At 73.5% G+C, this 26,302-nt stretch carries 25 protein-coding genes; 10 read left to right on the plus strand and 15 right to left on the minus strand.

Features of this window, described 5'->3' with window-relative positions:
- Window positions 1–6: 6 nt before the first annotated feature.
- From AB0E77_RS27860 to AB0E77_RS27875, 4 genes are all read right to left on the minus strand, one after another.
- Window positions 7–1,038, minus strand: a complete 1,032-nt coding sequence (locus tag AB0E77_RS27860) for an SDR family oxidoreductase (protein ID WP_361575603.1) — start codon at window positions 1,036–1,038, stop codon at window positions 7–9.
- Window positions 1,039–1,365: 327 nt separating this feature from the next.
- Entirely contained in the window at window positions 1,366–2,565 is a 1,200-nt protein-coding gene (locus AB0E77_RS27865) for an FUSC family protein (protein WP_361575606.1), read from the minus strand.
- Between the two features lie 130 nt (window positions 2,566–2,695).
- Entirely contained in the window at window positions 2,696–3,352 is a 657-nt protein-coding gene (locus tag AB0E77_RS27870; protein WP_361575609.1) for an HAD family hydrolase, read from the minus strand.
- An 85-nt stretch (window positions 3,353–3,437) separates the two neighbouring features.
- A complete protein-coding gene (locus tag AB0E77_RS27875) occupies window positions 3,438–4,475 on the minus strand; it encodes a PHP domain-containing protein (protein WP_361575612.1) in 1,038 nt (345 codons plus the stop codon).
- A 135-nt stretch (window positions 4,476–4,610) separates the two neighbouring features.
- Here AB0E77_RS27875 and AB0E77_RS27880 point away from each other — a divergent pair, with 135 nt between their 5' ends.
- Both AB0E77_RS27880 and AB0E77_RS27885 read left to right on the plus strand, forming a co-directional pair.
- Complete coding sequence (locus tag AB0E77_RS27880; protein WP_361575614.1) at window positions 4,611–5,420, plus strand: SDR family oxidoreductase; 810 nt, start codon at window positions 4,611–4,613, stop codon at window positions 5,418–5,420.
- Window positions 5,421–5,470: 50 nt separating this feature from the next.
- Window positions 5,471–5,707, plus strand: a complete 237-nt coding sequence (locus AB0E77_RS27885) for a hypothetical protein (RefSeq protein ID WP_361575617.1) — start codon at window positions 5,471–5,473, stop codon at window positions 5,705–5,707.
- Window positions 5,708–5,964: 257 nt separating this feature from the next.
- Here AB0E77_RS27885 and AB0E77_RS27890 read toward each other — a convergent pair whose 3' ends face one another.
- Window positions 5,965–6,132: a hypothetical protein gene (locus tag AB0E77_RS27890; protein WP_361575619.1), complete on the minus strand. Its 168-nt coding sequence runs from the start codon at window positions 6,130–6,132 to the stop codon at window positions 5,965–5,967.
- On the opposite strand from AB0E77_RS27890, the gene AB0E77_RS27895 reads away from it, so the two are divergent.
- Both AB0E77_RS27895 and AB0E77_RS27900 read left to right on the plus strand, forming a co-directional pair.
- Entirely contained in the window at window positions 6,131–6,691 is a 561-nt protein-coding gene (locus tag AB0E77_RS27895; protein ID WP_361575622.1) for a hypothetical protein, read from the plus strand. The two genes, AB0E77_RS27890 and AB0E77_RS27895, sit on opposite strands and share 2 nt — an antisense overlap.
- 80 nt (window positions 6,692–6,771) lie before the next feature.
- Entirely contained in the window at window positions 6,772–7,893 is a 1,122-nt protein-coding gene (locus AB0E77_RS27900; protein ID WP_361575624.1) for an ABC transporter substrate-binding protein, read from the plus strand.
- Window positions 7,894–7,938: 45 nt separating this feature from the next.
- Here the strand turns inward: AB0E77_RS27900 and AB0E77_RS27905 are convergent, their stop codons facing one another.
- From AB0E77_RS27905 to otr(A), 4 genes are all read right to left on the minus strand, one after another.
- Entirely contained in the window at window positions 7,939–9,195 is a 1,257-nt protein-coding gene (locus AB0E77_RS27905) for a lectin (RefSeq protein ID WP_361575627.1), read from the minus strand.
- 152 nt (window positions 9,196–9,347) lie between these two features.
- On the minus strand, window positions 9,348–9,902 hold the full coding sequence (locus AB0E77_RS27910) for a VanZ family protein (protein WP_361575630.1): 555 nt from the start codon (window positions 9,900–9,902) through the stop codon (window positions 9,348–9,350).
- 119 nt (window positions 9,903–10,021) lie between these two features.
- Window positions 10,022–10,684 (minus strand): DUF4230 domain-containing protein, encoded by a 663-nt coding sequence (locus AB0E77_RS27915; protein ID WP_361575633.1) that lies wholly within the window; start codon window positions 10,682–10,684, stop codon window positions 10,022–10,024.
- Between the two features lie 85 nt (window positions 10,685–10,769).
- Window positions 10,770–12,656 carry a tetracycline resistance ribosomal protection protein Otr(A) gene (otr(A), locus tag AB0E77_RS27920; RefSeq protein ID WP_361575636.1) on the minus strand — a complete coding sequence of 629 codons (1,887 nt, stop codon included), beginning with the start codon at window positions 12,654–12,656 and terminating at the stop codon, window positions 10,770–10,772.
- 190 nt (window positions 12,657–12,846) lie between these two features.
- On the opposite strand from otr(A), the gene AB0E77_RS27925 reads away from it, so the two are divergent.
- The gene (locus AB0E77_RS27925) at window positions 12,847–13,800 is read left to right on the plus strand and encodes a ribose-phosphate pyrophosphokinase (protein WP_361575639.1); all 954 of its coding nucleotides are present in this window, start codon (window positions 12,847–12,849) and stop codon (window positions 13,798–13,800) included.
- Here the strand turns inward: AB0E77_RS27925 and AB0E77_RS27930 are convergent.
- Complete coding sequence (locus AB0E77_RS27930) at window positions 13,766–14,152, minus strand: anti-sigma factor antagonist (RefSeq protein WP_361575642.1); 387 nt, start codon at window positions 14,150–14,152, stop codon at window positions 13,766–13,768. The two genes, AB0E77_RS27925 and AB0E77_RS27930, sit on opposite strands and share 35 nt — an antisense overlap.
- A 248-nt stretch (window positions 14,153–14,400) precedes the next feature.
- On the opposite strand from AB0E77_RS27930, the gene AB0E77_RS27935 reads away from it, so the two are divergent.
- A complete protein-coding gene (locus tag AB0E77_RS27935; RefSeq protein ID WP_361575645.1) occupies window positions 14,401–14,796 on the plus strand; it encodes a VOC family protein in 396 nt (131 codons plus the stop codon).
- A 58-nt stretch (window positions 14,797–14,854) separates the two neighbouring features.
- On the opposite strand, the gene AB0E77_RS27940 is transcribed toward AB0E77_RS27935, so the two are convergent.
- Both AB0E77_RS27940 and AB0E77_RS27945 read right to left on the minus strand, forming a co-directional pair.
- Window positions 14,855–15,157 carry a DUF4235 domain-containing protein gene (locus AB0E77_RS27940; RefSeq protein WP_361575648.1) on the minus strand — a complete coding sequence of 101 codons (303 nt, stop codon included), beginning with the start codon at window positions 15,155–15,157 and terminating at the stop codon, window positions 14,855–14,857.
- A 75-nt stretch (window positions 15,158–15,232) separates the two neighbouring features.
- A complete protein-coding gene (locus AB0E77_RS27945) occupies window positions 15,233–16,258 on the minus strand; it encodes a glutathione S-transferase C-terminal domain-containing protein (protein ID WP_361575651.1) in 1,026 nt (341 codons plus the stop codon).
- A 245-nt stretch (window positions 16,259–16,503) separates the two neighbouring features.
- Between AB0E77_RS27945 and AB0E77_RS27950 the strand changes: the two genes are divergently transcribed.
- Window positions 16,504–17,430: a cation diffusion facilitator family transporter gene (locus AB0E77_RS27950; protein WP_361575814.1), complete on the plus strand. Its 927-nt coding sequence runs from the start codon at window positions 16,504–16,506 to the stop codon at window positions 17,428–17,430.
- Window positions 17,431–17,496: 66 nt separating this feature from the next.
- Here AB0E77_RS27950 and AB0E77_RS27955 read toward each other — a convergent pair whose 3' ends face one another.
- Window positions 17,497–17,946 (minus strand): nitroreductase family deazaflavin-dependent oxidoreductase, encoded by a 450-nt coding sequence (locus AB0E77_RS27955; RefSeq protein ID WP_361575654.1) that lies wholly within the window; start codon window positions 17,944–17,946, stop codon window positions 17,497–17,499.
- Window positions 17,947–18,152: 206 nt separating this feature from the next.
- On the opposite strand from AB0E77_RS27955, the gene AB0E77_RS27960 reads away from it, so the two are divergent.
- Both AB0E77_RS27960 and AB0E77_RS27965 read left to right on the plus strand, forming a co-directional pair.
- Window positions 18,153–18,695: a flavoprotein gene (locus AB0E77_RS27960; protein ID WP_361575657.1), complete on the plus strand. Its 543-nt coding sequence runs from the start codon at window positions 18,153–18,155 to the stop codon at window positions 18,693–18,695.
- A 73-nt stretch (window positions 18,696–18,768) separates the two neighbouring features.
- Window positions 18,769–19,737, plus strand: a complete 969-nt coding sequence (locus tag AB0E77_RS27965) for an aldo/keto reductase (protein ID WP_361575660.1) — start codon at window positions 18,769–18,771, stop codon at window positions 19,735–19,737.
- Between the two features lie 26 nt (window positions 19,738–19,763).
- On the opposite strand, the gene AB0E77_RS27970 is transcribed toward AB0E77_RS27965, so the two are convergent.
- Window positions 19,764–20,459, minus strand: coding sequence for a DUF4232 domain-containing protein (locus AB0E77_RS27970; protein WP_361575663.1), 696 nt, complete (start codon window positions 20,457–20,459; stop codon window positions 19,764–19,766).
- Between the two features lie 104 nt (window positions 20,460–20,563).
- Window positions 20,564–22,942, minus strand: coding sequence for a SpoIIE family protein phosphatase (locus AB0E77_RS27975; protein WP_361575666.1), 2,379 nt, complete (start codon window positions 22,940–22,942; stop codon window positions 20,564–20,566).
- Window positions 22,943–23,197: 255 nt separating this feature from the next.
- Between AB0E77_RS27975 and AB0E77_RS27980 the strand changes: the two genes are divergently transcribed.
- A complete protein-coding gene (locus tag AB0E77_RS27980; protein WP_361575669.1) occupies window positions 23,198–26,293 on the plus strand; it encodes a glycoside hydrolase family 2 TIM barrel-domain containing protein in 3,096 nt (1,031 codons plus the stop codon).
- The last annotated feature ends 9 nt before the right edge of the window (window positions 26,294–26,302 follow it).

Below are 26,302 nucleotides of genomic sequence, written 5' to 3' on the forward strand. Positions count from 1 at the left end.
CGACGGTCAGCCCACCTTGCGCCCGCGCAGCGGCTCCGTCGCCGCGCCCGCGCCCTGCCGCAGGCCCAGCAGGAACTCCTCCAGAACCTCCGGCGCGGTGTGCACCGGGCGCCAGCCCAGCTCCGCGCGCGCCCGCGTGCAGTCCATGAGCGGGAGCCGCAGTACCGCGTCGAACAGGTGCGGGGACGCCGGCAGCAGACGCAGTCCCCACGCGGCGGCGATCGCCGAGCGGGCCGCCGCGCGGGGCAGCCGCACCGCACGCGTACCGGTCATCCGGCCCAGCAGTTCCGCGTCGACCGGCGGGTCGGCCGCCAGGTTGTACGCGCCCCGGGCGTCCGGCGTGCGCACCGCCAGCCGGTAGGCGCTCGCCGCGTCGTCGGTGTGCAGCATCTGCACCCGCAGCCCCGGGACGTCCGGCAGGAAGGGCAGCAGCTCCGGACGGGCCAGTGGCCCCGGCAGGAAGGTGCCGCCGAAGATCCGGCGCTGTTCGCTCGCCGACTCGCGCTTGAAGAGGAAGGCGGGCCGCATCCGCACCACCCGGATGCCCGGATGGTCGCGTTCGAAGGTGTCCAGCACCCGCTCCAGGTAGGCCTTCTCCCGGCAGTACGCCGCGTCCGGCCAGCCGTGCGTCGGCCATGACTCGTCCACGGCGCGTTCCTTCGGCCCCGGCGAGTACGCGCCGACCGACGAGGCGTGCACCAGCGCCGGCACTCCGGCCGCGGCCACCGCCTCGAAGACCCGCAGGGAGCCGAGGACGTTCGTGCGCCACGTCGTGGCGGGATCGTGCGTCGGCTGGAAGGCCCACGCCAGATGGATCACCGCGTCGGCGCCGGCGAAGAGACCGGCCGCGTCGGCCTGCTCGGACGCCAGGTCGACGGCGGCCCACTCCGTCTTCGGGGGTGACCACTCGGGGATCCGCCGGGCCAGTCCCAGGACCGAACCGACCTCCGGGTCCTCCGCGAGGAGCCTCACCACACTGGTGCCCACGTTGCCGGTGGCGCCCGTGACCACGATCCTGCTGCCCGCTGTGCTGCTCACTCTGCGCTCCTCCCGTGCGCCTGACAGGTCGCGGGCTCCGGGTACCCCGCCGGGCCGCGGGCAAAGAAGAGCCCCGACCGGACGGGGGATCACGGTCGGGGCGGTCTGTGGTGGATACGGACGGCGGTCGCCTCTCGGCGAGGGGCTCCACAGGGCTTCAGCCGAACGATCGTCCCTGTGGGCGATAGGTGAGGCCCGGGGACACTGTCCCGTCCGTACCCACGCCCTGTTCAACGGCGGGCCCTCCGCCGGTGTTCCACCGTCTGTCGCGTTTTGGGGTGATCCGCGTCACTGGTCCGCGTCACTGGTCCGCGCCCCCGGTTCGTGTCACCGGTCCAAGGGCTCGGGGACGACCTCGGCCCACAGGTTCTCGGCCTGGAGCAGCAGCGAGCCCAGCACCGACGTCTGCTCGGCCCCAAGCCCGGCGTGCTCCCGCAGCCCCTGCTGCAACCGCCGGTGCAGCTCGTCCATCGTCTCCTCCGTCTCCTCGGCGGTGTCGCCGGCGTCCTTCTCGTCCGGCGGCCGGCCGGCCACCCGCTCCTGCCCCAGCAGCCGGCCGGCCTCCGCGTGGCAGGAGTCGCCGATCAGCTTCAGGAGCCGCGCGTACAGGCGGAGGACCGGGCCCTCGGGCGTGGCCGGCGTGCGGTTCTCGTCGGCCGCCACCGACAGGGTCCGGGTGAGCTCCGTGATGTTCCCGGTGACCCGCGTCCACCGCTGGTCCTCCTCCTCGGGCGGCGGCGGTGGTGGTGCCGGGTACAGCACCCGCAGCGGGCCGGACGTCAGCCGCAGGCTCTCCCGGCTCCAGGACCGGGCCGACGCCAGCGCCTCCACGCGCCGTTGCAGCCGCGCGGACTCGCCGGTCCACCCGGCCGCCGTCTGCGCGTCCCACTCGGTCTCCCGCAGATCGCCCGCGACGGTGTGCAGGACCTCGCCCGCCTCCCGGGCCAGCGCCGCGAGGTTCTCCCGGACGTCCCGCAGATGGATCGGCGGCAGCACGAACGCGTTCACCGCGACGCCGATGACCGCGCCGAGCGCCGCCTGCCCGATCCGGTGCCCGACCGCGGCCGCGGAGACCGGCGTCCCCGCGGCCAGGACGAACACCGCGGTGGTGGCCGCGTAGACACCCTGTTGTCCGAAGCGCGACCAGTTCCCGAGCAGCATCAGCACCGGCAGGGACAGCGCCAGCGCCCCGGTGGTGTCGTCGGTGACCGCCTGGGCCCCGGATGCCACCAGCGACCCCAGGCAGATCGCCCCGAACTGCTGCCCGGCCTGCCGTACGGAGCTGTAGACGGTCGCCTGCACGAGGACCACCGCCACCCAGGGGGCCATCAGCGCCATCGGATCGCCGAGCCAGACACCCGCCACGGCCCAGGCCAGCAGCCCCGCCCCGGCGGCCTTCAGCGACTGGACGGCCAGGTCGCGTTCCCGGCCGGGACCCCGCCAGGCGGCCGCCACGGCCTGCCCGACGGCCCCCGCCTCCCGCCGTAGCCAGTCCACCGGCCGCGCCCCGCGCAGCGCCCGCGCCACGACGGTCCGCCACCCACCCGGGCGCCCCGTCCCGCCGCTCCCTTCGTCGTCCCCCGGCGTTCGCCCGGTGCCGCGTCCCACGTCCGTCATACGCGCCGTGCGCCGCCGGGCGTCCGCATGTCCGCGCCGCTCATGCCAGCGGGCTGTTCGCGAGCGAGGCCAGCAGGTCGGCCGGGTCCGCGTACACCGCTTCCGCGCCCGCATCCTCCAGGTCGGCGCGCGGCAGGCCGCCGCACAGCAGGCCCACGCAGCGCACCCCGGCGCGGCTGCCCGCACGCATGTCCCACACCGTGTCGCCGACGAACACCGCTCGCCCGGCCGGCACCCCGGCGAGCTCCAGGGCGTGCTCCACCGGCTCCGGCGCGGGCTTGCCCGCGTCGACGTCGTCGGCGCTCGCGGTCGCGGAGATCGCCTCGTCCGCGTCGATCGCCCGCCGCAGCGCGCCGAGCTCCGCACCGCCCGCCGAGGTGGCGAGGACGACCGTCCAGCCGTCGCCGGCCAGGTGCCGCAGCAGTTCCCCGGCGTCCGGCAGCGCCGGCAGCCGGTCGAAGTACTGCCCGTACAGCGCCTTGTGAGCGGCGCTGAGCTGCGCGTCCTGGTCCTTGTCGCGGTCCTCGCCCAGCAGATGGCCGATGAGGTCGGTGGAGGCCAGCCCCACCGCCCGGTGGACGGCGTGCATCGGCACCCGGTGACCCGCCTGCCGGAACGCCTCCCACCAGGTGACCACGTGCAGATGATTGGTGTCGACGAGGGTTCCGTCGACGTCGAACACGGCCGCCCGTTCCATGCACCGTTCCCTTCCTGCCGTCCGAGCCGGCTGTCCCCGGGCTTTCGCCGCCCGGGCCCGCCGCGTGAGCCCGGCGGGTACCACGTCAGCCGCCCGCCACTCCGGCCGGTACCCGGCCCTCCCGGGTCCAGGCCAGCAGTTCCTCCCGCGACCAGGTGGTCACCACCCGCTCGGCGGGCACCCCGCACTCCTCGGCCCGCGCGCAGCCGTGGACCTGCCAGTCCAGCTGGCCGGGCGCGTGCGCGTCGGTGTCGACGGAGAACAGCACACCCGCCTGCACCGCCCGGCGCAGCAGCCTCCGCGGCGGATCGAGCCGCTCCGGCCGGCTGTTGATCTCCACGGCGGTGCCGGACTCCGCGCAGGCGGCGAACACGGCGTCCGCGTCGAACTCCGACTCCGGCCGGCCCCGCCCGGTCAGCAGCCGTCCGGTGCAGTGCCCGAGGACGTCCGCGTGCGGATCGCGGACGGCGGCCACCATGCGGCGGGTCATCGAGCGGGCGTCCATCCGCAGCTTGGAGTGCACGGACACCACCACCACGTCGAGCCGCTCGAGCAGCTCCGGTTCCTGGTCCAGCGAGCCGTCCTCGAGGATGTCGCACTCGATGCCGGTCAGCAGCCGGAACGGCGCCCACGTCTCGTTCAGCTCCGCCACCACGTCCAGCTGCTCGCGCAGCCGCTCGGGGGACAGGCCGCGGGCCACCGTCAGCCGGGGCGAGTGGTCGGTCAGCGCCGCCCACTCGTGGCCGAGCGCCGCCGCGGCCCGGCCCATCTCCTCGATCGGGCTGCCGCCGTCCGACCAGTCGGAGTGCAGATGGCAGTCGCCGCGCAGCCGGGCCCGCAGCTCCTCGCCCCCGTGGGCGAGCGGGGCGCCGGCCTCGCCCTCCAGCTTCTCCAGGTAGCCGGGGACCTGCCCGGCCAGCGCCTCCCGCGCGACCTGCGCCGTCTTCGGGCCGACCCCCTTGAGGGACTCCAGCGAACCGGCCTCCGTGCGCTCGCGCAGCTCGGCCTCGGGCAGCTCGCCGAGCACCCGGGCCGCGGTACGGAAGGCGCGCACCCGGTACGTCGGTGCCTGCGACCGCTCCAGCAGGAAGGCGATCCGCTCCAGCGCCCGGACGGGATCCATCGGCACCTCCTCTCCGCCACCTCCAGGGTTCCCCAGCGGGTCCGGCGCCGCACGACGACGCCGGGCGGTTTGTCCGCGCGGCCCCCGGGTACTGCGATGCCCCGTCGCACCGCACGCCCCGACGAGGAGGCTCCCGTGCCCAGTTCCACGCCGACCGACACCAAGGTGGCCGTCGTCACCGGTTCCGACTCGGGGATCGGCCGCGCCACCGCCGTACGCCTGGCCCGGGCGGGCATGGACGTCGGCATCACCTGGCACACCGACGAGGAGGGCGCCGAGCGCACCGCCGAGGAGGTCCGGGCCCTCGGCCGCCGCGCCGAGACCGCCCAGGTCGACCTGACCCGGCTGCCCGGCGCCGCCGACACGGTGGACGCCCTGTGCGAACGGCTCGGCCGCATCGACGTCCTCGTCAACAACGCGGGCACCGGCACCGCCACGCCCTTCCTCGACCTGGGCCTCGACGACCTGCGCCACGTGCTGGACGTCGATCTGGCCGGCCCCTTCCTGTGCGGGCAGAACGCGGCCCGGCGCATGATCCGCCAGGGGGACGGCGGCCGGATCGTCAACGTGACGTCCGTGCACGAGCACCAGCCGCGGGTGGGCGCCGCGCCGTACTGCGCGGCCAAGGGCGGCCTCGGCCTGCTCACCCAGGTCATGGCCCTCGAGCTGGCCGAGCACGGCATCACCGTGAACGCCGTGGCCCCGGGCGAGATCGCCACCCCGATGACCGGCCAGGAGGACACCGACCCGCACACCGAGCGCAGGCCGGGCGTCCCCCTCGGCCGTCCGGGGGACGCCCGCGAGGTCGCCGCCGTGATCGCCTTCCTCGCCGGGCCCGAGGCCTCGTACGTCACCGGCGCGTCCTGGAGCGTGGACGGCGGCATGCTGCGCATGGGCCCGATGGCCGGCTCGCATCTGACGGGTGACGACTGGCGGCGCCCCTGAACGGGGAGTCCTGGAGGCCGTGCACCGGGATTGCGGCCTACCCTCTATGCATGACCGAAATCGCGAGCCCGCACATCGCCAGTCCGCGGATCCTCGTGCTCGGGGTCCAGCCGGGCACGCCGCCGTTCCGGATCGTGGAGATCGACGGACAGGTGGTCGGAGAGGCGACGACCGTCATCGACGTCCTGGAGGCCGCCGCCGCCTTCGGCATCAAGGTCCACGACCTCGACGACCCCGACGTGGTCCGCTGGGTGGGCGGGGACAAGTTCACCTGGACGCCGCACTAGCCGGGGGTGACGGCGGGGGTCAGATCCCGCCACGTAGTCACCATGCACCCGACAATTCTGCATGCGTTCTTCACATCCCTCCTGCGGTCAACTCCCCTGGTGGGAGACGCGGATGAGCCCGCAGGGGCCTGCCTGCGTCCGTGGCCGGTTCACGCCACCTCCTTCCGCCGGGCGGTCTTTTTCTCTTGATCCATGGTTCTGGTCCATGCCTATTCTGATCACGGGCAGCCCGGCCGAACGGCTGCCCGGACCGGCAGTCATCCACTGACCGGGACGGTCGCCAGGGGGAGGGCATCGTCGAGTCTCACCGTCATGCGCTCACGCGTACGGGTCCGTGCGCCGCCCTCGTTCGCCGACACCCGGGCGAGGACGCCGGCCCGCCTCCCGACCAGGCAATCCTTGACGAAGGAGAACTGACTTTCCATGCGCAGACTGATGCGTTTCCTCGCTCCGGCGGCCGCTCTCGTCTCCGTCCTCGCCGTCACCCCGCAAGCCCTGGCCGAAGGCCACAGCCCCGCGAAGGCCGACCTGCTCGTCCCCGGAACCAGCGTGAAGTACTCCGAGAACGGAGCGCGTGACGCGCAGACCCGTGCCCTCGCGGAGGCGAACCCCGTCGCCGTCGGTGCCACCGCGACCCTGTGCGGAACCGGGTACGAGCTCGAGGGCGCCGAGCAGCTCCCGGACTCGCGCCGGTTCGGCACCCTCTTCACGTACACGAAGCACGCGACCGGCGTGGCCGGGGCCTGCGCCGTGTTCGACAACAACCTCGGCACGGCGAAGCACATGAAGCTGAAGCTGTGTCCGAACAAGACCGGTGTGGCCTGCAAGGTGGACGAGGGGAACTTCTCGCAGTACGCGGGCCCGGTCAAGGGCGAGGGCAACCTCGACTCCGGCTGGGGAGACTGCTCCCGGGTGACCGCGGTCATGTGGTCCGGCGACGTCGCGATCATCGACCGGGTCAGGTACGTGGCACCGTGTGACTGACCACCCGCAGCCCGCGTCCCGGCCGGGACGCGGGCTGCGCCCACGGCAGACACGTGAACCGACGAAGGCAGCAAGCCACCATGAGCACCGTGCGACCTGACCGGCAGTCGGGACAGTCGGACCGGCGGGGACCGGCCGGCGTCCGGATCGGCGCCCTCGTTCCCCTCACCCCGCCCGGCTGGACCGAGGCGGGCCGGCATCTGCTCGCCGGGCTGGAGCTGGCCGTACGCGAGGTCAACGACGCCGGAGGGATCCTCGGCGGATCGCTCGAACTGGTCGTCCGGGACACCGCGGCCGACCCGGACCGGGCCGCGGCGGCCGTCGAGGAACTGGCCGGCCTGGGCGTGGCCGCCCTGGCGGGGGAGTACCACAGCGTCGTGGCCCGCGCCGCCGCCGGCCGGGCCGACGCCCTCGGCCTGCCCTTCCTGTGCTCGTCGGCGGTCCTCGACGCGCTCACCGACCGCCCCACGGACCGGGTCGCCCGGCTCGCCCCGCCGCAGTCCCGGGGCTGGCGGCTCTACGCGGACCACCTCCTCGGGGAGGGGCACCGCCGGATCGCCGTCGCCACCCAGCCGAGCGTCTACTGGGCGTCCGGGACCCGCATCCTGCGGGAGCACCTCGCCCCGCACGGCGGCACGGTCGTCGAGCTCGACCTGAGCACCCTGGACCCCACGGCCGTGTGCGACGCGCTCGTCGCCCACCGCGCGACGGCCCTCCTGCTGCTGGCCGGCCACCCGGAGCCCGCGGTGCCCGTCGTCAGGGCCGTCCGCCGCGACGGGCGCCTCGACCGGGTGCTGATCGGCGCCCCCGCCGGACAGCCCGAGTTCGCCGGATGGGCGGCCGCACTGGGCCGCGACGGCGCCGCGGTCCCCTTCCTGCGCTATCTGCCCGAGCGGCTCGGCCCGCTCGGGGCACGCGTCGAGACGGCCCTGCGCGAACGGCTGGCCGAGCCGCCCTCGTTCGTCGCCCTCGAGGGGTACGACGCCGTCCTCGTCCTCGCCGCACTGCTGCGCGCCCACGGCACGGACCGTGCCCGCATCGCCGCTTCCTGGTCGCACGTCGCGGTCGAGGGCACCCGCGGGCCGATCCGGTTCTCCCGCACACCGGGCGTCAGCGTCCGGCAGTGGACCTGGCCGCCCGTCCAGGTCGTCGACCGGGATCCGGCGGAACCCTCGCGCTTCCGGGTCCTGCGCACCGGCTGAGAGCACCGGGGGCCCGCGTAGGGACCCCCGGCCCGCGGTCGCGCGTCAGCCGACCGTCCACTTCTGGTTGGCGCCGCCCGTGCAGGTCCAGATCTGCAGCCGGGTGCCGTTGGCCGCGTTGTTGCCGGTGACGTCGAGGCACTTGTCGGCCTGCGGATTGACGATGTCGTGCGCCGCGGTGACGACCCAGCGCTGGGCGCCGCTGCCGTTGCAGTCCCACAACTGGACGACCGTGCCGTCCGCGGTGCCGCCCGCGTTGACGTCCAGGCACTTGCCGAGCGCCCTGATCGTGCCGTCGGAGCCCACCGTCCACCGCTGGGCGGCGGTGCCGTTGCAGTCGTAGAGCTGCACCGGCGTGCCGTTGGCGGTGTGCGCGGCGGCGACGTCCACGCACTTGCCGGCGAGGCCGCGGATCGCGCCGCTGCCCGTGCCCGAGTCGCTCGTCGTCACCGAGACATGGTCGACCACCAGCGTCTGCGGGAAGGAGGTCGAGCCGTCCGGGTCACCGGGCCAGTAGCCGCCGACCGCCAGATTGAGGATCAGGAAGAACGGCTTGTTGAACACCCACTGCCTGCCGCCGAGATCGGCCGGCGTGCGCGTCTGGTAGACGTTGCCGTCCACGGACCAGGTGATCGAGTCGGGCGCCCAGTCGACGGCGAAGGTGTGGAAGGCGTCCGCGAAGGCCTGGCCGCCCGGCAGCGTGTAGCCGGCGCCGATGCCGCCCGAGCCCGAGTAGCCGGGGCCGTGGATGGTGCCGTGGACGGTGGACGGCTCGAAGCCGACGTTCTCCATGATGTCGATCTCGCCCGAGTCCGGCCAGTTGACCGGTGTGCCGAGCATCCAGAAGGCCGGCCACATCCCCTGACCGCGCGGTATCTTCATCCGCGCCTCGACGTGCCCGTACTGCGCCGTGAACTTCCCCGAGGTGTTGAGCCGGGCCGAGGTGTACTGGCAGGTGCCGTACCAGCACTGGTAGTTGGCCGGGTTCTCCTTGCGGGCCGTGATGACCAGGTGGCCCTGGCCGTCCAGCGCCGCGTTCTTGTTGCCGGACGTGTAGTACTGCCGCTCGTGGTTGTTGACGTTGTCGCCGGTCTCGATCTGCCACTTCGACGAGTCGACGGCCGCACCGGCCGGGCCGTCGAAGGTGTCGGAGAACGTCACGGCGGCGGCCGCGGTGCCGGCGGCCCCGGCGGATCCGGTGTCCGGCTGCGCACCGGCGGTGCCGGTCACGAGTGACGCGGCGAGTCCGGCGGACAGGGCGGCGGCGAGGAGACATCTGCGGAGCAGGAGTGGGCGGGCCACGGCTCTCCCTTCAGCGCGGCGTCCCGTCGAGGGAGCGCCGGCAGTGGTGGGGGGTAAGGGTGTCGCCTCTTGATTTAAGAAGTGAGATAAGGGTCCGTCAATACTCTGGTACGGACCACCTGGTCACGTTCCGGAAGGTGGACGGGCCCCGCTCAGCCGCGAGGCCTGCGCGCGTGCACCGCGCGGCTCGTCCGCCGGCCCAGGAGCAGATAACCGATCAGCGCTCCCGTGCTGTTGAGGATCACGTCGTCGATGTCGAAGGCCCGCCCGGTCACCAGGGCGCCCTGCGCGAACTCCACCAGCAGCATCACCACGGCGGTCAGCAGCAGCACCCGCAGCACGCCGCGCGTGCGCGGGGCGACCACCGGGACCAGGACGCCGAAGGGGACGCCCAGCAGCAGGTTGCCGCCGATCTGCTTCACGGCGTCGCGCAGCGCGGGCTGATCCAGATAGGCCCGCAGCGAGCGGCCGGGACGCATGTTGGTGTGCGTCAGCGCCTCGGAGGCCGGGGAGGGGTTCAGGGTCAGCCGGGCCAGGACGACCGCGAACGCCACCATGAACACGAACGCGCACCCCATCGCCAGCAGCCGCAGCACGAGGGCGAGCGGGCGCCGTTCGGGCCGGCCGGCGTCCCGCGCCTCGGCCTCGCGTGCCTTGGCGGCGCGCGGACGCCACAGGGAACTCGGTCGTGAGACGGCACGAGCCATTCGGTCCTCCAGACGTCGACTTCTCCGTGTGCAGGGGCGGTTACCCGCGAAGCCGCCGAGGATGCCCGGGTCGCCGGCCCTGCCCGCCGTCCTGTCCGGACGACGGGCGGGCCGGGCCCTCAGGCCCCGTAGGCCACCCGCACCTGTGTGAAGCCGAGGGAGTGCAGCAGGCCCTGGAGCATCGCCGTGGTGTTGCCCTCGGCGCGCGCCGTCAGCTCGCTCTCCTTCGCCGCGTCGCCGATGTGCCGGGCCGCGAGCTTCTGCACGGCCTGCTCGCCGTTCGGGTTGTCCGAGAACAGGTCGCCGAGACGGTCGAGGAGACCCCGCTGCTTGGAGACGGCGTACGAGCGCTCCGGGTCCAGCGCCGGCTTGCCGAGCGCCGCGTGCGGCAGCCGCAGCGTGGCCGAGGTGCGGTCCTCGTTCACCGTCACGTCGTCCTCGCCCACCCGGCCGAGGTCGACGTAGGCGTCGACGGTGCCCGCACCGACGTACAGGGTGCGGGTGCCGCGGATCGCGTCGGGCAGGTACTTGGCGTCCTTCTCCAGGTCCACGACGACCTGGAAGGAGCCGGAGGCGGCCTCGTAACGGCTGATGTCCTGGATGGACTTCAGCAGCGCGGGGCCCGAGCGGTCGTGGGTCTCGGTGCCGAACAGGTCCTTCAGGCCCGGCAGCACGCTGAACCGCAGTCCCGCGAAGAGCACGACGAGCACCAGCACGATCGCGCTCAGCGCCTTGGCCCAGCCGGGCATCCGCCGGGGGAGGTGCCTGATGGGAGTCGTCATGGCGACGGCCCTCCTTCCTACCGTCCGCATTCCCCCCATCCTCCGTGCCAGGCACTGCAGTTGGTGAGTACCTCGAGGGCGGCGGTCAGTGCGCGGACTTCAGCGGCCGGTCCTGCGACGGGCGCGAGGACCACACCGCCTCCCCGTGCGTGAGCCCCGGCAGCCGCAGCTCGGCCTCCCGCACGCGCCGGGCCGGCAGCTCGCCGGTGACGAGCCAGGCGGGGTCGCCTCCCGTCGTTCCGGTGAAGTCCGCGCCCAGCGAGGCGAGATGGGCCGTCACGGGCGCCAGCGCGTCCGGCGGAACCTCCGCCTCGAAGGCGTGGTACGGCTCGTAGAGGCGGGTGCCGGCCCGCCCGAGGGCCCGGCGCAGCACGATCGGGGTCAGCCCGCGGAAGTCGGCGGCCGTGCTGACCGGGGAGCAGAAACCGGAACGGATCAGCGTGACCCGGTAGTCGGTCACCGCGGCGCCGGCCAGGCCGGTCAGCAGCGTGGCGTGGACCGTCTCCTCGACGGCCTGGTGAAAGGCGCGGGGAAGCGCGCCCAGCTCCGTCTCGTACGCGAACACCCCGCCCGAGCCGCGCGGCCCCGGCTCGACCCGCAGCCCGATCGTCGCCCAGTAGCGGGTGTGGTCGTGCCACGGCATCTCGTCGACGGCCTCACCGGTGCCGTCCGGTCGTTCCAGGAACCGGACGCGTCCCGGCGAGAACTCCGTCTCGATGCCGAAGTCCCCGGCCAGGGTCGCCGCGAGCACCTCCATCTGGACCTCGCCGTACAGCAGCAGGGCGGTGGCCCCGGACTCCGCCGGGCGGGCGTGCAGCAGCGGGTCCTGGTCGGCGAGGGCGAGCAGCGCCGACCGCAGCGCCGCCGCCTGCCCGGGACGCCGGGCCCGTACGACCGTCTCCAGGGTCGGCGGCGCGAACTGCGGCGCCCGGTCGGTGACCGCGCCGAGCCGGTCGCCGACGCGCAGCGCGGCCGGACCCGACAGGGCGGCGATGTTCCCCGCGGTGAGCGCCCCAGCCCCGCCGACCACCTCGAGGCGCGTCACCCGGCCGTGGACCTCGTGGGTCCGGCCGTCGGACCCGCGCCGCAGGAAGGTCAGCCGCTGCCGCGGGCGCACCTCACCGTCGTACAGCCGCAGATACGCCGTCCGCTCGCCGCCCGGTCCGGGGCGTACGGCGAACACCGTGCCGCGCGGCGGCGATGTAGCGGCCGCCGGCGAGGGGGCGGCGGGGACCAGCCGGACCAGGCCCCGCGCCAGCTCCGCGACGCCCTGGCCGCCGAGCGCGGAGCCGACGTACAGCGGGTGGAACGAGCCGTCGGCGGTCCGGGCGGCGAGCGCGGCGCGCACCGCGTCGGCGGTCGGCGCCGGGCCGTCCACGACGGCCGCCAGCATGTCCGGATCCACCTCGGCGAGCGCCTCGGCGGTCCGGGCGCGCACCAGCGGGTCCGTCAGACGGCAGGGCCGCACCCGGGCACCGGCACCGCCGAGTCCGGCGGCGACCTCCGTCAGCGGCACGACGTGCGGGGTCAGCCGGCGCCGGATGTCGGCGAGCAGACCGTCGGCGCGGGCACCGGCCCGGTCGATCTTGTTGACGAAGAGGAGCGTGGGCAGCCGCAGCCTCCGCAGGGTGCGCATCAGCACCCGGGTGCGCGCCTGGACGCCCTCCACGGCGGACAGCAGCAGCACCGCGCCGTCGAGGACCTCCAGGGCGCGCTCGACCTCGGCGGTGAAGTCGGAGTGCCCGGGGGTGTCGATCAGATTGACCTGGGTGTCGCCGACGGTGAACGCGGCGACCGCGGAGCGGATGGTGATGCCGCGCCGGCGCTCGATCTCGCCGTCGTCCGTACGGGTGTCACCGGTGTCGACGCTGCCGAGCCGGTCGACGGCGCCGTGGTCGAACAGCAGCCGCTCGGTGAGGCTGGTCTTACCGGCGTCGACGTGGGCCAGAATGCCGATGTTCAGGGTGTGCATGCGGGAAGGAGTCCTCGAGAACCGTGGGCCGGGATGGGCGCTGGGTGGTGTCGAGGAGTCGGCGCATGCGAGGGATCCTGACCTGAGGGAACACGGACGGCGTCATCATGACGCCATTCCCCGGGGCCGCCGCAACCGGATTTCCGTAAGCTGAGGTCCCGGCCGGACAGGATCACGCGAGGAGCGGTCCGTGCGAGACATCGCCGTGTTCAGCGGTAGTGCCCACCCGGTGCTGGCCGATGAGGTCTGTGCCCATCTGGGCGTGCCCCTCAGCCCCGTCCGGGTCAGCCGGTTCGCCAACGACTGCCTGGAGGTGCAGCTCCGGGCCAACTGCCGCGAGCGGGACGTCTTCCTGGTCCAGCCGCTGGTCAAGCCGGTGCAGGAGCATCTCGTCGAACTGCTGCTGATGTGCGACGCGGCCCGCGGGGCCTCGGCCGGGCGCATCACCGTCGTCCTGCCGCACTACTCCTACGCCCGCTCCGACAAGAAGGACGCTCCGCGCATCTCGCTCGGCGGGCGCCTCGTCGCCGACCTGCTGGTGGCGGCGGGTGCCGGCCGGGTCCTCGCCATGACCCTGCACTCGCCCCAGGTGCACGGCTTCTTCCCGGTCCCGGTCGACCATCTGCACGCGCTGCGCGAACTGGCCGCGCACTTCCGGCGGTACGACCTGTCCCGCGCCACGGTGGTCTCCCCGGACCTCGGCAACGCCAAGGAGGCCGCCGCGTTCGCCCGGCTGCTCGGCGCCCGCGTCGCAGCGGGCGCCAAGCAACGCTTCGCCGACGGCCGGGTCAGCGTCAGCGCCGTGATCGGGGACGTCGCCGGTCGCGACGTCATCGTGCTCGACGACGAGATCGCGGGCGGCAGCACGGTGCTGGAACTCCTCGACCGGCTGCGGGAGCAGGGGCCGCGCACGATCCGGCTCGCCTGTACGCACGGGCTGTTCGCGTCCGGTGCGCTCGGCCGGCTCGGCGAACAGCCCGATGTGCTGGAGATCGTGTGCACCAACACCGTGCCGGTGCCGGCCGGCGACCACACGGAGAAGCTGCGGGTGCTGTCCATCGCCCCGGCGCTCGCCGAGGCCGTGCGCCGCATCCACAACGGCGAGTCGGTCAGCGCCCTGTTCGACGCTCCGGCGGCGGACTGACGCCGAGCACCTCCGCCAGGGTCGGTCGCGGGGGCAGCTGCCGCGCGAGTCCGGTGATCCGCAGCATGCGCAGGGTCAACGGATGGGCGCACACGAGGTGCACCTGGCCGCCCCCGTCGAGCACCCGGCGCCGGGCCCGGTACAGCAGCCGCAGCCCCGAGCAGTCGAAGAACTCGATCCCGCCGAGGTCGAGCACGACCCGGGCGCCGGGACGTCCGGTCTCCCGGTCCAGGTGCGGGACGATCTCGGCGGCCGACGCGATGTCGATCTCGCCGAGGAACTCCAGCACCGTGTGTCCCCGGTCGTGGCGGACGCGCAGGTGCGTGGTGAGCGACGCGGATTCCTGTCGCACGACGACAACGCCTCCAGCCTGCTCCGGGGCCCAACTGCCCACGCTCCATCGAAAGTTACCCCGAACGAGCGAGTTTGAGCATGTTCGATTGACATATGTCATCGAGATCTCACGTCGGAGACCGTCGGCCGGCCGCGAGAACCGGCCTGCCCGGGGCCCGTCCCGACTGAATCCGCCGGGCCGGGACAAGCGCAAGACAGACGGCCGCGGGGCCCGACGCCCCGGGCCCGGAATCCTTCGGAGGAGACATGGCACTGATCAACGCGGGCGTCGTGGTGCTCGACTGCGCGGAACCCGAGAAGCTCGCCGAGTTCTACAAGGGGCTGCTGGGCGCCGAGGAGACCGACGTGTCGGCCAACCGCATCGAGATCGAGGGCCCGGGCGGCTTCCGCATGGCGTTCCGGAGGGACGCCAACGCCACCCCGCCGAGCTGGCCCCGCCCCGAGAACTCGCTCCAGGTCCACCTGGACTTCGTGGTGGCGGACCTGGACGAGGCCGAGCGCGGGGTCGTGGGCCTCGGCGGGCGCCCGCTGGAGGCGAAGGACGCGGCGGGACCCCACGAGGAGCGCGGCTTCTCCGACCCGGCGGGCCACTCCTTCACCCTGCGCCTCAGCACACCGCCGACGGCACCCAAACAGGGCTAGGACCTCGTTCGGATGATGCCGGCGTCGTGAGGGCGGGCGGGAGGGGCGCTGTTTCCGGTCAGTCCCGTCCGCCCTTGTCGCCGCCCGGCCAGACACCGGTCGAGCGCTCGATCGCCTTGGCGCCCGTCCGGTCCATCGCGCTGCGCACCACCGCGAAGATGGCGCCCTGGACCGCCGCCGCCAGGAGGATCTCGCCCCAGCCGCGGTCCGGGTCCAGGGCGTCGGGCGCGTCGTCCTCGTGCCGGATCACCTTCCACGTCTTCTGGAAGGCCAGCCCGGCCAGCGTGCCGCCCGCCCAGCCCAGGACGAAGCCGACCGGCTTGTACGCGAGGGGGAGCTTCTGCTTCTTCTTCTTGCCCACGGGGGCCTCCTAAGGGGTTCGCATCGGTGATGCCGGAACGTGCTGCCGGGCCGCGACGGGTACGGCCCCGCCGGGTCAGGGCCTGCCGGCCGCCGGTACCTCCTCGCCGGCGGGCACCGGGCCGGGCGGCGTGCCGTCGCCGAACGGACGTCCGCCCAGCTCCTGCCGGTGGTGCGGCGTGAGCCAGCCGGACAGATCCGGGCCGAGCGGCACGATGCCGGTCGGATTGATGCCGGTGTGGACCTGGTAGTAGTGGCGCTTGATGTGGTCGAAGTCGACCGTGTCGCCGAACCCGGGTGTCTGGAACAGGTCGCGGACGTAGGCCCAGAGCACCGGATTCTCCGCCAGCTTCCAGCGGTTGCACTTGAAGTGACCGTGGTAGACGGCGTCGAAGCGCACCAGCGTGGTGAACAGCCGGATGTCCGCCTCCGTGATCGTGTCCCCGACCAGATAGCGCTGCCGCTCCAGCCGGGGCGTCAGCTCCTCCAGCCTGCGGAACACACCCGCGCAGGCGGCCTCGTACTCCTCCTGACCGGTCGCGAAGCCCGCCCGGTACACCCCGTTGTTGACGTCGTGGTAGACGCCGGCCATCACCTCGTCGATCTCGTCGCGCAGGGCGTGCGGATACAGGTCGGGCGCGCCGGGCCGGTGCAGGGCGGTCCACTCGGTCGCCAGATCCAGGGTGATCTGCTGGTAGTCGTTGGTCACCAGCTGTCCGCTGGGCACGTCCACGACCGCGGGCACGCTCACCCCGCCCGGGTAGCCGGTCTCCCGCTTGTCGTAGGCCTCGCTGAGGAAGCGGATGCCGAGGACGGGGTCACGGCCGTCCGGGTCCAGCGTGAAGCGCCAGCTGCGGTCGTCCTGGACCGGGTCGGCGATCGCCAGGGACAGGGCGTCCTCCAGGCCGAGCAGCCGCCGCGACACCAGGGCCCGGCTCGCCCACGGACAGGCCCGGCTGGCCACCAGACGGTACCGCCCGGCCGCCACCGGCCAGCCGTCACGGCCGTCCGCGGTGATCCGGTCGGCGAAGTGGCTCTTCGACCGCTTGAACGCCCTCCTGCCGTAGCCGCTGTTGCCGGGCGTCCCGTCGTCGCCGCTCATGGGACGTACCTCCCTGTCGTCGGTGTGCCCTGGTAACGCGTTCCCCGTTTTCGGCCGTCGGCACTGGTCGGCCACCCACAAGGCGGGGTGTGAGCCCGGCCGGCCGGGGCAGTCGGCGAGACGTGAGCCGGACAACCTCGAACACGACAGCGAACGGACAGGCCGACGGACAAGGCGACGGACAGGCCGGCGAGAAGGACCGGGGGACCGGCGGAACCGCCGGCAAGGCGGACCGCAGGACGCGGATCACCGTGCTGGTGGCTCTGGCGGCCAACCTGGTGATCGCGGTCGCCAAGGCGGTCGGCGGCTTCCTCGCGGGATCCCCCGCGCTGCTGTCGGAGGCGGCGCACTCGGTCGCCGACAGCCTCAACGAGGTCTTCCTCCTCGCCGCGCTGCGCCGCAGCCGCCGCCCCGCCGACCGCCGCCACCCCTTCGGCTACGGCAAGGAACGCTTCTTCTGGTCGCTGCTGGCGGCCGTCGGAATCTTCGTCATGGGCGGCTGCTTCTCCTTCTTCCAGGGCGTCGAGGCCCTCCGCTCGGGCGCGGAGGAGAAGCTCAGCGGCTACGTGGCCGGCCTGATCGTGCTCGGCGTCGCCCTGATCGCCGAGGGCGCCTCCCTGCTGCGGGCGCTGCACCAGGTGCGCGGGCAGGGCGGGGTCGCCGCCGGGATGCGTGACCCGGCCCTGCGCACGGTCGTCGCCGAGGACGGCACCGCGGTGCTCGGCGTCACCCTCGCCATGACCGGCATGGCCCTGCACATGGTCACCGGGCAGGTCGTGTGGGAGGCCGGCGCCTCGCTCGCCATCGGCGCGCTGCTCGTGTACGTGGCCTACCGGCTGGGCCGCGAGGCCCGTGACCAGCTGATCGGCGAGGCCGCGGACCCGGAGGCCGACGGCCGCATCCGGGCGCTGCTGCGGGCACAGCCGGAGATCGACAGCGTCGAGGCGCTGTTCACCATGAAGACGGGCCTCGACTCCACCCTGGTGGCCGCCCGCGTCGACCTGGTGCCCGGCCTGGACAGCGAGCGGGTGGAGGAGGTGGCCGTACGCATCAAGAAGTCCCTCGCGCGGACCGTCCCCGAGGCCGGGCAGATCTTCCTCGACGTCACCGACCGCAGCGCGCGCGAGGCAGCGGAAAGCCCCGCCGCGACGGGGGAACGCGGCGGGGCCTGACCCTCGTGTGCCCGGCGGCGGCCGGGCCATGCACACGGAACCGGAAGTTTTTCCTCCGGCCCCGGCTCAGTTCCCGCCGGAGGGCTCCAGCACGAAGACGGGGATCTCCCGGTCCGTCTTCTTCTGGTAGTCGGCGTACGGCGGGAACGCCGCGACGGCACGCTCCCACCACTCGGCCTTCTCCGCGCCGGTGACCTCACGGGCCGTCATGTCCTGCTTCACCGGACCGTCCTGGAGCTCCACGTGGGGGTCGGCCCTGACGTTGTGGTACCAGACCGGGTGCTCGGGCGCCCCGCCCTTGGAGGCGACCACCGCGTAGCGGCCCTCGTGCTCGACGCGCATCAGCGGGGTCTTGCGGATCTTGCCGCTGCGGGCGCCCCGCGTGGTCAGCACGATCACGGGCAGCCCCGTGTCCAGCAGGGTCGTCCCCTGGGTGCCGCCGGAGCTCTCGTACAGCTCCACCTGTTCGCGCACCCACTGCGTCGGGCTGGGTTCGTACTCGCCCTCAAGAGGCATGATTTCCGTCCCATCGTCGCGTCGTACGGCTGACGTGCACCGCGGTCCGACACCGGCCGGTGCACGATCCATCCTTACCGCATCCCGGCCGCGCGCCCCCGACGGCGACGCGACACGCGGTACCCGGCCGGGCACGGGACGCCCGCGCGGTCACGTGGGCTCGCCCCTGGCGATCCGGTACCCGGCCGGTTGAGTAGGGTTCCGGCGTGACCCGACCGCCCCGCAGCACCGAGAAGCCCTTCCTGTACGTCGTCGTCTGCGCCGCCGGGGTGGCCTCCGGGGCCGGCGCTCTGATCACCGCCGCACACGAACGCGGCTGGGAGGTCGGCGTCTTCGCGACCCCGGTCGCGATGGACGGCTTCTTCGACACCGCCGCCGTCGAGGCACAGACCGGCCGGCCGATCCGCTCGGCCTGGCGCCGGCCGGGCGACCCGCGGCCCTTCCCGGCGCCCGACGCCGTCGTGGTCGCGCCCGCCACCTTCAACACGGTCAACAAGTGGGCCGCCGGCCTCGCCGACACCCTCGCCCTGGCCACCCTGTGCGAGGCGTGCGGTCTCGGCGTCCCCGTCGCCGTCCTGCCCTGCGTGGCCGACGCGCTGGCCGCCCATCCCGCCTACCGGGAGAGCCTCGTACGGCTGAGCGGGATGGGGGTGCGCTTCGGCGACCCGTACGCGGGAGAGACCGGGACGGACGGCAGCCGCCCGGAGTTCGGCTGGGAGCGGGCCCTCGACCTGATCGAGGAGCGCTGACCCGAGCCCGGCCCGCGCCGCCACGAGGACGTACGCTCGCGAGGTACCGATCCGGAAGGCAGGAGCAGCAACGATGCAGTACGTGAAGCTCGGTTCGACGGGACTGGACGTGTCGCGGATCTGTCTGGGATGCATGACCTACGGCGTTCCCGACCGCGGCACCCACGAGTGGACCCTCGACGAGGAGGCCTCGCGTCCGCTGATCCGGCAGGCGCTGGAGGCCGGCATCACCTTCTTCGACACGGCCAACGTCTACTCGGACGGCACCAGCGAGGAGATCGTCGGCAGGGCCCTCGCGGACTTCGCCCGCCGGGACGACATCGTGCTCGCCACCAAGGTGAACGGCCGGATGCGGCCCGGACCCAACGGCGCCGGGCTCTCCCGCAAGGCGATCATGACCGAGATCGACCACAGCCTGCGCCGCCTGGGCACCGACTACGTCGACCTCTACCAGATCCACCGCTTCGACCCGCACACGCCGGTCGAGGAGACGATGGAGGCGCTGCACGACCTGGTGAAGGCCGGCAAGGTGCGCTACATCGGGGCGAGTTCGATGTACGCCTGGCAGTTCTCCAAGATGCAGTACACCGCCGAGCGGCACGGCTGGACCAAGTTCGTCTCCATGCAGAACCACTACAACCTCCTCTACCGCGAGGAAGAGCGCGAGATGCTGCCGCTCTGCGCCGACCAGGGCGCCGGCGTGCTGCCCTGGAGCCCGCTGGCCCGCGGCCGGCTCACCAGGGACTGGGACACCACGACCGGGCGCAGCGCCACCGACACCTTCGGCAGCACGCTCTACCAGGAGGGCGACCGCGCGATCGTGGAGGCCGTCACCCGCATCGCTCAGGACCGCGGCGTCCCGCGTGCCCAGGTGGCCCTCGCCTGGCTGCTGCACCAGGACACGGTGACGGCACCGATCGTCGGCGCGGCCAGGCCGGGCCACCTCGAGGACGCCGTGGCGGCGGTCGGACTCGCCCTCACCGACAAGGAGACCGAGGAGCTGGAGCGGCCCTACGCGCCGCACCCGATCGCCGGTCACTGACCGGCGGGGCCGGGGCGCCCCTGCGCTCAGGGACCGGTCCCGGCCTCCAGGGCGGTGACGGACACCGAGGAGGCGTTGCCGCCCACCGGGACCTCACCCGAGGTCCACTTCACGGTCAGCGGGTCCCGTTCGTCCGGCGGCGTCACGACCAGCTTCGCCGGGGTCGCGGTGCGGGCGCCGCTGATCTCCGGGCTGGAGAACGACAGTCCGGCCCACGCGCTGCCGTCCGGCGCCAGCGTGACCGTCCGCGGCGACGCGGGCTCACGCTCCGGGTCGGCGCCCAGCTGCCTGCCGGACGCGTCCACGAAGGCGGCGCCCGGATAGCCGTACAGGGTGCAGGTGCGCTCCGAGGTGTTGGTCAGCACGACGGGGAAGTTGCGCTGCCCGGCACCGGGGTCGACGCGGCCGACCGACGCGCGCAGCTCGGAGGTGTGGCAGCGGCCGTCGGTGCGAGCGGAGGCGGACGCGGAACCGGCGGTGTCGCTGGGCACGCCGCCGGCTGTGGGCTCGTCGCCGGTCCCGGCCGTCGGTCCGCCGGTGCTCACGTCCGCGGGCGTGCCGCTGCTCGCGCCGGCCGACTGCTCGGCCTGTCCGGACTGCGCCGTGCTCGCCGCGCCGTCGTCGGTGCCGCAGGCGGTCAGCATGCCGAGCACCGCGACCGCGCTCGCCAGCAGGGCCGCCCGACCGGGGACACGACCTGCGGGCCGGGACGTCTTCGCCATCGCTTCTCCACACTCCCGTGACTCGTCGCGTACGGTCCGGCCCGGGTGCCGGAGGGCACGCCTGCTTCTCGAGTGTCCCCCGCCACGGCTGCGGAAACCGTCGGTCACTCCTCCTCGATCAGGGCCAGCTCCGCCCAGATCGTCTTGCCCTCGGCGGTGTGCCGGCTGCCCCAGCGCTGGGTGAGCTGGGCGACCAGCAGCAGACCGCGTCCGCCCTCGTCCCAGGTCTTGGCCCGGCGCAGATGCGGCGCGGTGTGGCTGGTGTCGGAGACCTCGCAGATCAGCGTGGTCGCGTCGTGGATCAGCCGCAGCCGGATGGGCGGCGCTCCGTACCGGATGGCGTTGGTGACGAGCTCGCTCACCACCAGCTCGGCGGTGAAGGAGGCCTCCAGCAGCGCCCAGGCGGACAACTGGTCCAGCACCTGCTTGCGGATGGGGGCGACCAGCGACGGGTCGGCGGGGATGTCCCAGGTGGCGACCTGCTCGGCCGGGAGCCCCCGGGTGCGGGCCAGCAGCAGCGCCACGTCGTCGGAGGCGCCGCCGGTCGGGAGCAGGGCGTGCAGCACGCGGTCGCAGGCCGCGTCCAGCGAGCCGGCGGGGACGGACAGGGCCTCCCGGAGCAGCGCCTGCCCCTCGTCGGCGTTGCGGTCACGGTTGGTGACCAGCCCGTCGGTGTAGAAGGCGAGCACGCTGTCCTCGCGCAGTTCCAGTTCGGCGGACTCGAAGGGCAGTCCGCCCACGCCGAGCGGCGGCCCGGAAGGCAGGTCCAGCTGCCGGGGCGGGCCGTCCGGCGGGATGAGCAGGGGCTGCGGATGCCCGGCACGGGCCAGGGAGCACTGCCGGGACACCGGGTCGTACACCGCGTACAGGCAGGTGGCCCCCAGCTCGCCGGTGCCCTCGCCCCCGGATTCCTCCGACAGCCGCACGACCAGGTCGTCCAGGTGGGTGAGCAGTTCCTCGGGGGTCAGGTCGATGTCGGCGAGGGTGCGTACGGCGGTGCGCAGCCGGCCCATGGTGGCCGAGGCCTGGATACCGTGGCCGACGACGTCCCCGACGACCAGCGCCACCCGCATCCCGGACAGCGGGATGATGTCGAACCAGTCGCCGCCCACCCCGGAGCGGGCCGCCGGGAGATAGCGCGAGGCCGCCTCCAGCGCGGCGGTCGGCGGCAGCCACCGGGGGAGCAGGCTGCGCTGCAGCATCAGGGTCGTCTCGCGCTCGCGGGAGTAGCGGCGGGCGTTGTCGATGCAGACGGCGGCGCGGGCACTGACCTCCTCGGCCAGCAGGACGTCGTCGTGGGTGAACGCGTAGGGGCGGCGGAACCGGGTGAACACCGCGATCCCCAAGGTGGTCCCGCGGGCCTGCAGCGGGACGGACATCACGGAGTGGATGCCGTACTCCTCGATCCGCCCGACCCGTACGGGATCCCGCTCCCGCCACCGCTCGAGGTCCGCGGAGGGCACCGCCGCGACGACCGCGTGCCCCGCGACCAGACAGCGGGCCTGCGGTGAGTCCGCCGGATAGACGTCGACGCGGCCCGGCTCGGCGACCGCCTCCGGGCATCCCGGGTTGACCGACTGGTGGGCGGTGCGGCGCAGGGCGACCGGCGGCGTCGGCGCGGCCACGGGGTCGTCGCCGTGCTCCTGCGGGTCGAGCAGATCGACGCTGACGAAGTCGGCGAGCGCCGGGACGCACACGTCTGCCAGTTCCTGTGCGGTGCGGGTGACGTCGAGGGTGCTGCCGATGCGCACGCTGGCCTCGTTGACCAGCTGGAGCCGCTCCCGGGCGAGGTGCTGCTCGGTGAAGTCGTGGGCGGTCACACAGACCCCGTGCACCTCACCGTCGGAGCCTGAGAGCGGGGCGACGCGGGCGAGCCAGGCGTGGGCGCGGCTCTCACCGGGGGCCTTGAGGTACGTGTGCATGTCGTGGCCCTCGCCGGTGGCGAGCACGTGCCGCATGTGCTCCTCCAGCTCCGCGGCCTGCGTCCGGCCGCCGAGATCGGTGGCCCGCAGGCCGCGCAGGCGGTTCGGCGGAAGCTCGAAGAGCCGGGCCATGGCGTCGTTCACCCCGCGGATGCGGAGCTGGTCGTCGAAGATCATCGTGGCGCAGGGCGACTGGGTCAGCGCGGCTCTGACCAGCGGATCTTCCAGCCGATCGGGCGCGGGGCCCAGGGGAGTGACGGCCAGCCACGTGCCCGGGCCGTCGTCCTCGGGCGGTCTGCGCCGGGCGAGCAGCCACACGGACACCGTGTGCCCGTCGCGGTGCCGCAGCGCCAGCGTCCCGTTCCAGCGTTCGGCGCCGGGCCGGAGCCGCGGTCCGTCGGTCCGTTCGGCCAGCAACTCGACGGCGGGGCGCCCCACGACGTCCTCGGCCGGGTGGCCCAGCAGCAGACGCGCGCCCTCGCTCCACTCCCGCAGCGTGCCGGAGTCGTCGACGACGGCGCGGGCCGCGGTGGCATCGTCGTGCGGGTTGACCGGACTCATCGTCGCCACTCCATTGCGCACACCCACAGTGAACAGCGCGTCACCTGGGCCCCAGCCTAGTGCGTCCCGGCGTCGTGCGGACCCGAACGATCCGGCTCGGACGGCTCCCTCGGCGCACCGGCGGCCGAACTCCAGGGGCACCTGTGGCAGAAAGGGCTTTCCCCACCCTTGACGGCCGCCCGTGAACCGACGCCAGAATCTGTTCGTTCGCGATTGGTTGTGAGTACTTCTGATTCCTGATGAGGGAGATCCGGTATGACGGTCACACGCAGATCGGTCCTGATCGCCTCCGCGGCGGCGCCCGCGGCGGGCGCACTGGCCGGCGCCCCGTCGGCGTGGGCCGCGGACGCGGCGGACGACGGCACGGGCCGCCACACGGTCGCCCTGCGCGACGGCTGGCGCTTCGCCCTGGTCGACCCCGGCGGAGTCACGGACCCGGACGGCACCTACGCGCGGGCCGCCGAACCGGACTACGACGACTCGGACTGGCGCGAGGTGGCGGTCCCGCACGACTGGAGCATCGAGCAGACGCCGACCACCGAGCACGGCACCACCAGCGGCACCGGCTTCCTGCCGGGCGGCCTCGGATGGTACCGCCTCGCCTTCACCCTGCCGCCCGCGTGGGCCGGCAAGCGGATCTCGGTCGAGTTCGACGGCGTCTACATGGACTCCCACGTCTACTGCAACGGCCGGGAGGCCGGCCGCCACCCCTACGGCTACACCGGCTTCGCCCTCGACCTCACCGGTCTGGTGCACACCGACGGCCGCACCGAGAACGTCCTCGCGGTCAGGGTGCAGAACCAACTGCCCAGCAGCCGCTGGTACTCGGGCAGCGGCATCTACCGGCAGGCGCGGCTCGTCGTCACCGAACCGGTGCACGTACGCCGCTGGGGCACGTACGTCACCACGCCCGAGGTGAGCGCCGAGCGCGCCCTCGTGCGGGTGGAGACGTCCGTCGTCAACGCCTCGGGCAGCGCGCGCGAGGTGGAGATCAGGTCGGCGGTCGAGGACGCCGAGGGGCGTACGGTGGTCCGCGCCGCATCCACGGTCACCGTCGCGGACGACCGGAGCGAGACCCATGAACTCACCCTCGCACGCCCCCGGTTGTGGGACTTCGGGGACCCGCACCGCTACACCCTGCGCACCGAACTGCGCGTCGCGGGACGCACCGTCGACACCTACCGCACGTCCTTCGGCGTCCGCACGTTCCGCATCGACCCCGAGGAGGGCTTCCACCTCAACGGGGTCCACGCCAAGATCAAGGGCGTCGATCTGCACCACGACCTCGGCGCGCTCGGCGCGGCGGTCAGCGCCGACGCGGTGCGCCGCCAGATGACCCTCATGAAGTCGATGGGCGCCAACGCCTTCCGCACCTCCCACAACCCGCCCTCGCCCGAGATGACCGAGGTCTGCGAGGAACTGGGCATCGTGATGCTGGTCGAGGCCTTCGACTGCTGGCGCACCGGCAAGAACCGGTACGACTACGGGCGGTTCTTCGACGAGTGGTGCGAGGCGGACGTCACCGAGATGGTGCTCGCGGCCCGCAACTCGCCCGCCGTCGTCATGTGGTCCATCGGCAACGAGATCCCCGACTCCACCTCCACCGCCGGACTCGCCATGGCCGACCGGATCATCGCCGCGATCCGGGCCGCCGACGACACCCGGCCGCTCGTCATCGGCTCCGACAAGTACCGCCGGCTGCCCGCCAAGGGGTCGGCGGCCGACCTGATGCTGGCCAAGCTCGACGGACTCGGCCTCAACTACAACACCGCCAAGTCGGTGGACGACCTGCACGCCGCCTATCCGCACCTGTTCCTGTTCGAGTCCGAGTCGTCCTCCGAGACCTCCACGCGCGGCACCTACCAGGAGCCCGAGCACCTGAACACCGGTGAGAACCACACGCCCGGCGGACGGGCCACGTCCTCGTACGACAACAACCTCGCCTCCTGGACCATGAGCGGCGAGTACGGACACAAGAAGGACCGGGACCGCAAGTGGTTCGCCGGGCAGTTCCTGTGGTCCGGCATCGACTACATCGGGGAGCCCACGCCCTACGACGTCTTCCCGGTGAAGGCGTGCTTCTTCGGCGCGGTCGACACCGCGGGCTTCCCGAAGGACATGTACCACCTCTTCCGCAGCCAGTGGACCGACGAGCCGATGGTCCACCTGCTGCCGTCGACCTGGAACCACCGCGAGGGCGACACCGTCGAGGTCTGGGCGTACGCCAACGTCGACACCGTCGAGCTGTTCCTCAACGGGAAGTCCCTCGGGGCCCGTTCGTTCGACACCAAGAGGACGGTGGACGGCCGGACCTATCTGGAGACCACCGAGGCCACCGGCGACGACAAGACCTTCACCGACGGCCCCCACCCCGGCAGCTACACCAGCCCGAACGGCAGCGCGGGCAAGCTTCACCTCACCTGGAAGGTGCCCTTCGCACCCGGCGAGCTGAAGGCCGTCGCCCGGCGCGGCGGCAGGACCGTCGCCACCGACGTCCTGCGCACCGCCGGCGCGCCGCACGCCGTACGCCTCACCCCGGACCGCGAGAGCGTCGCCGCCGACGGCCGCGCCCTGGTCTTCGTGACCGCCGAGGTGGTCGACCGGGCCGGGGTGGTGGTGCCCGGCGCCGAGCACCTGATCTCCTTCGAAGTCGCGGGCGGCTCCCTGGCCGGCGTGGACAACGGCCGCCAGGAGAGCGCCGAGCGGTACCAGGCGAGCACCCGCACCGCCTTCCACGGCAAGGCGCTGGCCATCGTGCGCTCCGGTACCCGGCCGGGCACGGTGCGGGTGACCGCCCGCGCGCAGGGGCTGCGGGCCGGCACGGCGACCGTGCACGCCCGGCGCGCCGCCTCCCCGGCCACCACACCGGCGCCGCGGTTCGCGCCCGAGCACCCGGCACCCGTGGTCCACCCGCACGCGGACGCGAGCTACTCCGGACGCCCCGACACCCTGCCCGTCGCCGTGCTCGACGGCGATCCGGCCACGGGCTGGTCCAACGGCTTCCACAAGGCGGCCACCGCCCTGCTGCCCGCCTTCGACGGGGCCCGGGCCGAGGACTGGATCTCGGTCGACCACGGACGCACCCGGCGCTACGGCCGGATCGAGGTCTCCTTCACCGTGGACGCCGCGCACAGCCTGCCCGCCGCGGTGGAGGTCGCCGTCTGGGACGGCCGTGCGTGGCGGACGGCCGAGGGCGTCCGCATCGAGTGGGCCGGCGCGTCCGACGCCCCCACGGTGATCGGCTTCGACCCGGTACGCGGCTCCCGCGTCCGGCTCACGCTGACCAGCCGTCACCCGGGTGAGCCGAAGGGCGCGGTCCGGATCAGCCGGCTGGAGGCACCCGCCGTCTGACCGGCCGGA

It is taken from the genome of Streptomyces sp. NPDC032940 (assembly GCF_040636935.1).
Classification (GTDB): Bacteria; Actinomycetota; Actinomycetes; order Streptomycetales; family Streptomycetaceae; genus Streptomyces.

Coding starts and splice junctions, on each gene's coding strand:
- AB0E77_RS27965 (WP_361575660.1), top strand. CDS start 18,769: ATGCAGTACGTGAAGCTCGGTTCGACGGGACTGGACGTGTCGCGGATC.
- AB0E77_RS27915 (WP_361575633.1), bottom strand. CDS start 10,684: ATGACGACTCCCATCAGGCACCTCCCCCGGCGGATGCCCGGCTGGGCC.
- AB0E77_RS27910 (WP_361575630.1), bottom strand. CDS start 9,902: ATGGCTCGTGCCGTCTCACGACCGAGTTCCCTGTGGCGTCCGCGCGCC.
- AB0E77_RS27890 (WP_361575619.1), bottom strand. CDS start 6,132: ATGGAAAGTCAGTTCTCCTTCGTCAAGGATTGCCTGGTCGGGAGGCGG.
- AB0E77_RS27895 (WP_361575622.1), top strand. CDS start 6,131: ATGCGCAGACTGATGCGTTTCCTCGCTCCGGCGGCCGCTCTCGTCTCC.
- AB0E77_RS27935 (WP_361575645.1), top strand. CDS start 14,401: ATGGCACTGATCAACGCGGGCGTCGTGGTGCTCGACTGCGCGGAACCC.
- AB0E77_RS27870 (WP_361575609.1), bottom strand. CDS start 3,352: ATGGAACGGGCGGCCGTGTTCGACGTCGACGGAACCCTCGTCGACACC.
- AB0E77_RS27945 (WP_361575651.1), bottom strand. CDS start 16,258: ATGAGCGGCGACGACGGGACGCCCGGCAACAGCGGCTACGGCAGGAGG.
- AB0E77_RS27875 (WP_361575612.1), bottom strand. CDS start 4,475: ATGGATCCCGTCCGGGCGCTGGAGCGGATCGCCTTCCTGCTGGAGCGG.
- AB0E77_RS27970 (WP_361575663.1), bottom strand. CDS start 20,459: ATGGCGAAGACGTCCCGGCCCGCAGGTCGTGTCCCCGGTCGGGCGGCC.
- AB0E77_RS27975 (WP_361575666.1), bottom strand. CDS start 22,942: ATGAGTCCGGTCAACCCGCACGACGATGCCACCGCGGCCCGCGCCGTC.
- AB0E77_RS27955 (WP_361575654.1), bottom strand. CDS start 17,946: ATGCCTCTTGAGGGCGAGTACGAACCCAGCCCGACGCAGTGGGTGCGC.
- AB0E77_RS27900 (WP_361575624.1), top strand. CDS start 6,772: ATGAGCACCGTGCGACCTGACCGGCAGTCGGGACAGTCGGACCGGCGG.
- AB0E77_RS27885 (WP_361575617.1), top strand. CDS start 5,471: ATGACCGAAATCGCGAGCCCGCACATCGCCAGTCCGCGGATCCTCGTG.
- AB0E77_RS27980 (WP_361575669.1), top strand. CDS start 23,198: ATGACGGTCACACGCAGATCGGTCCTGATCGCCTCCGCGGCGGCGCCC.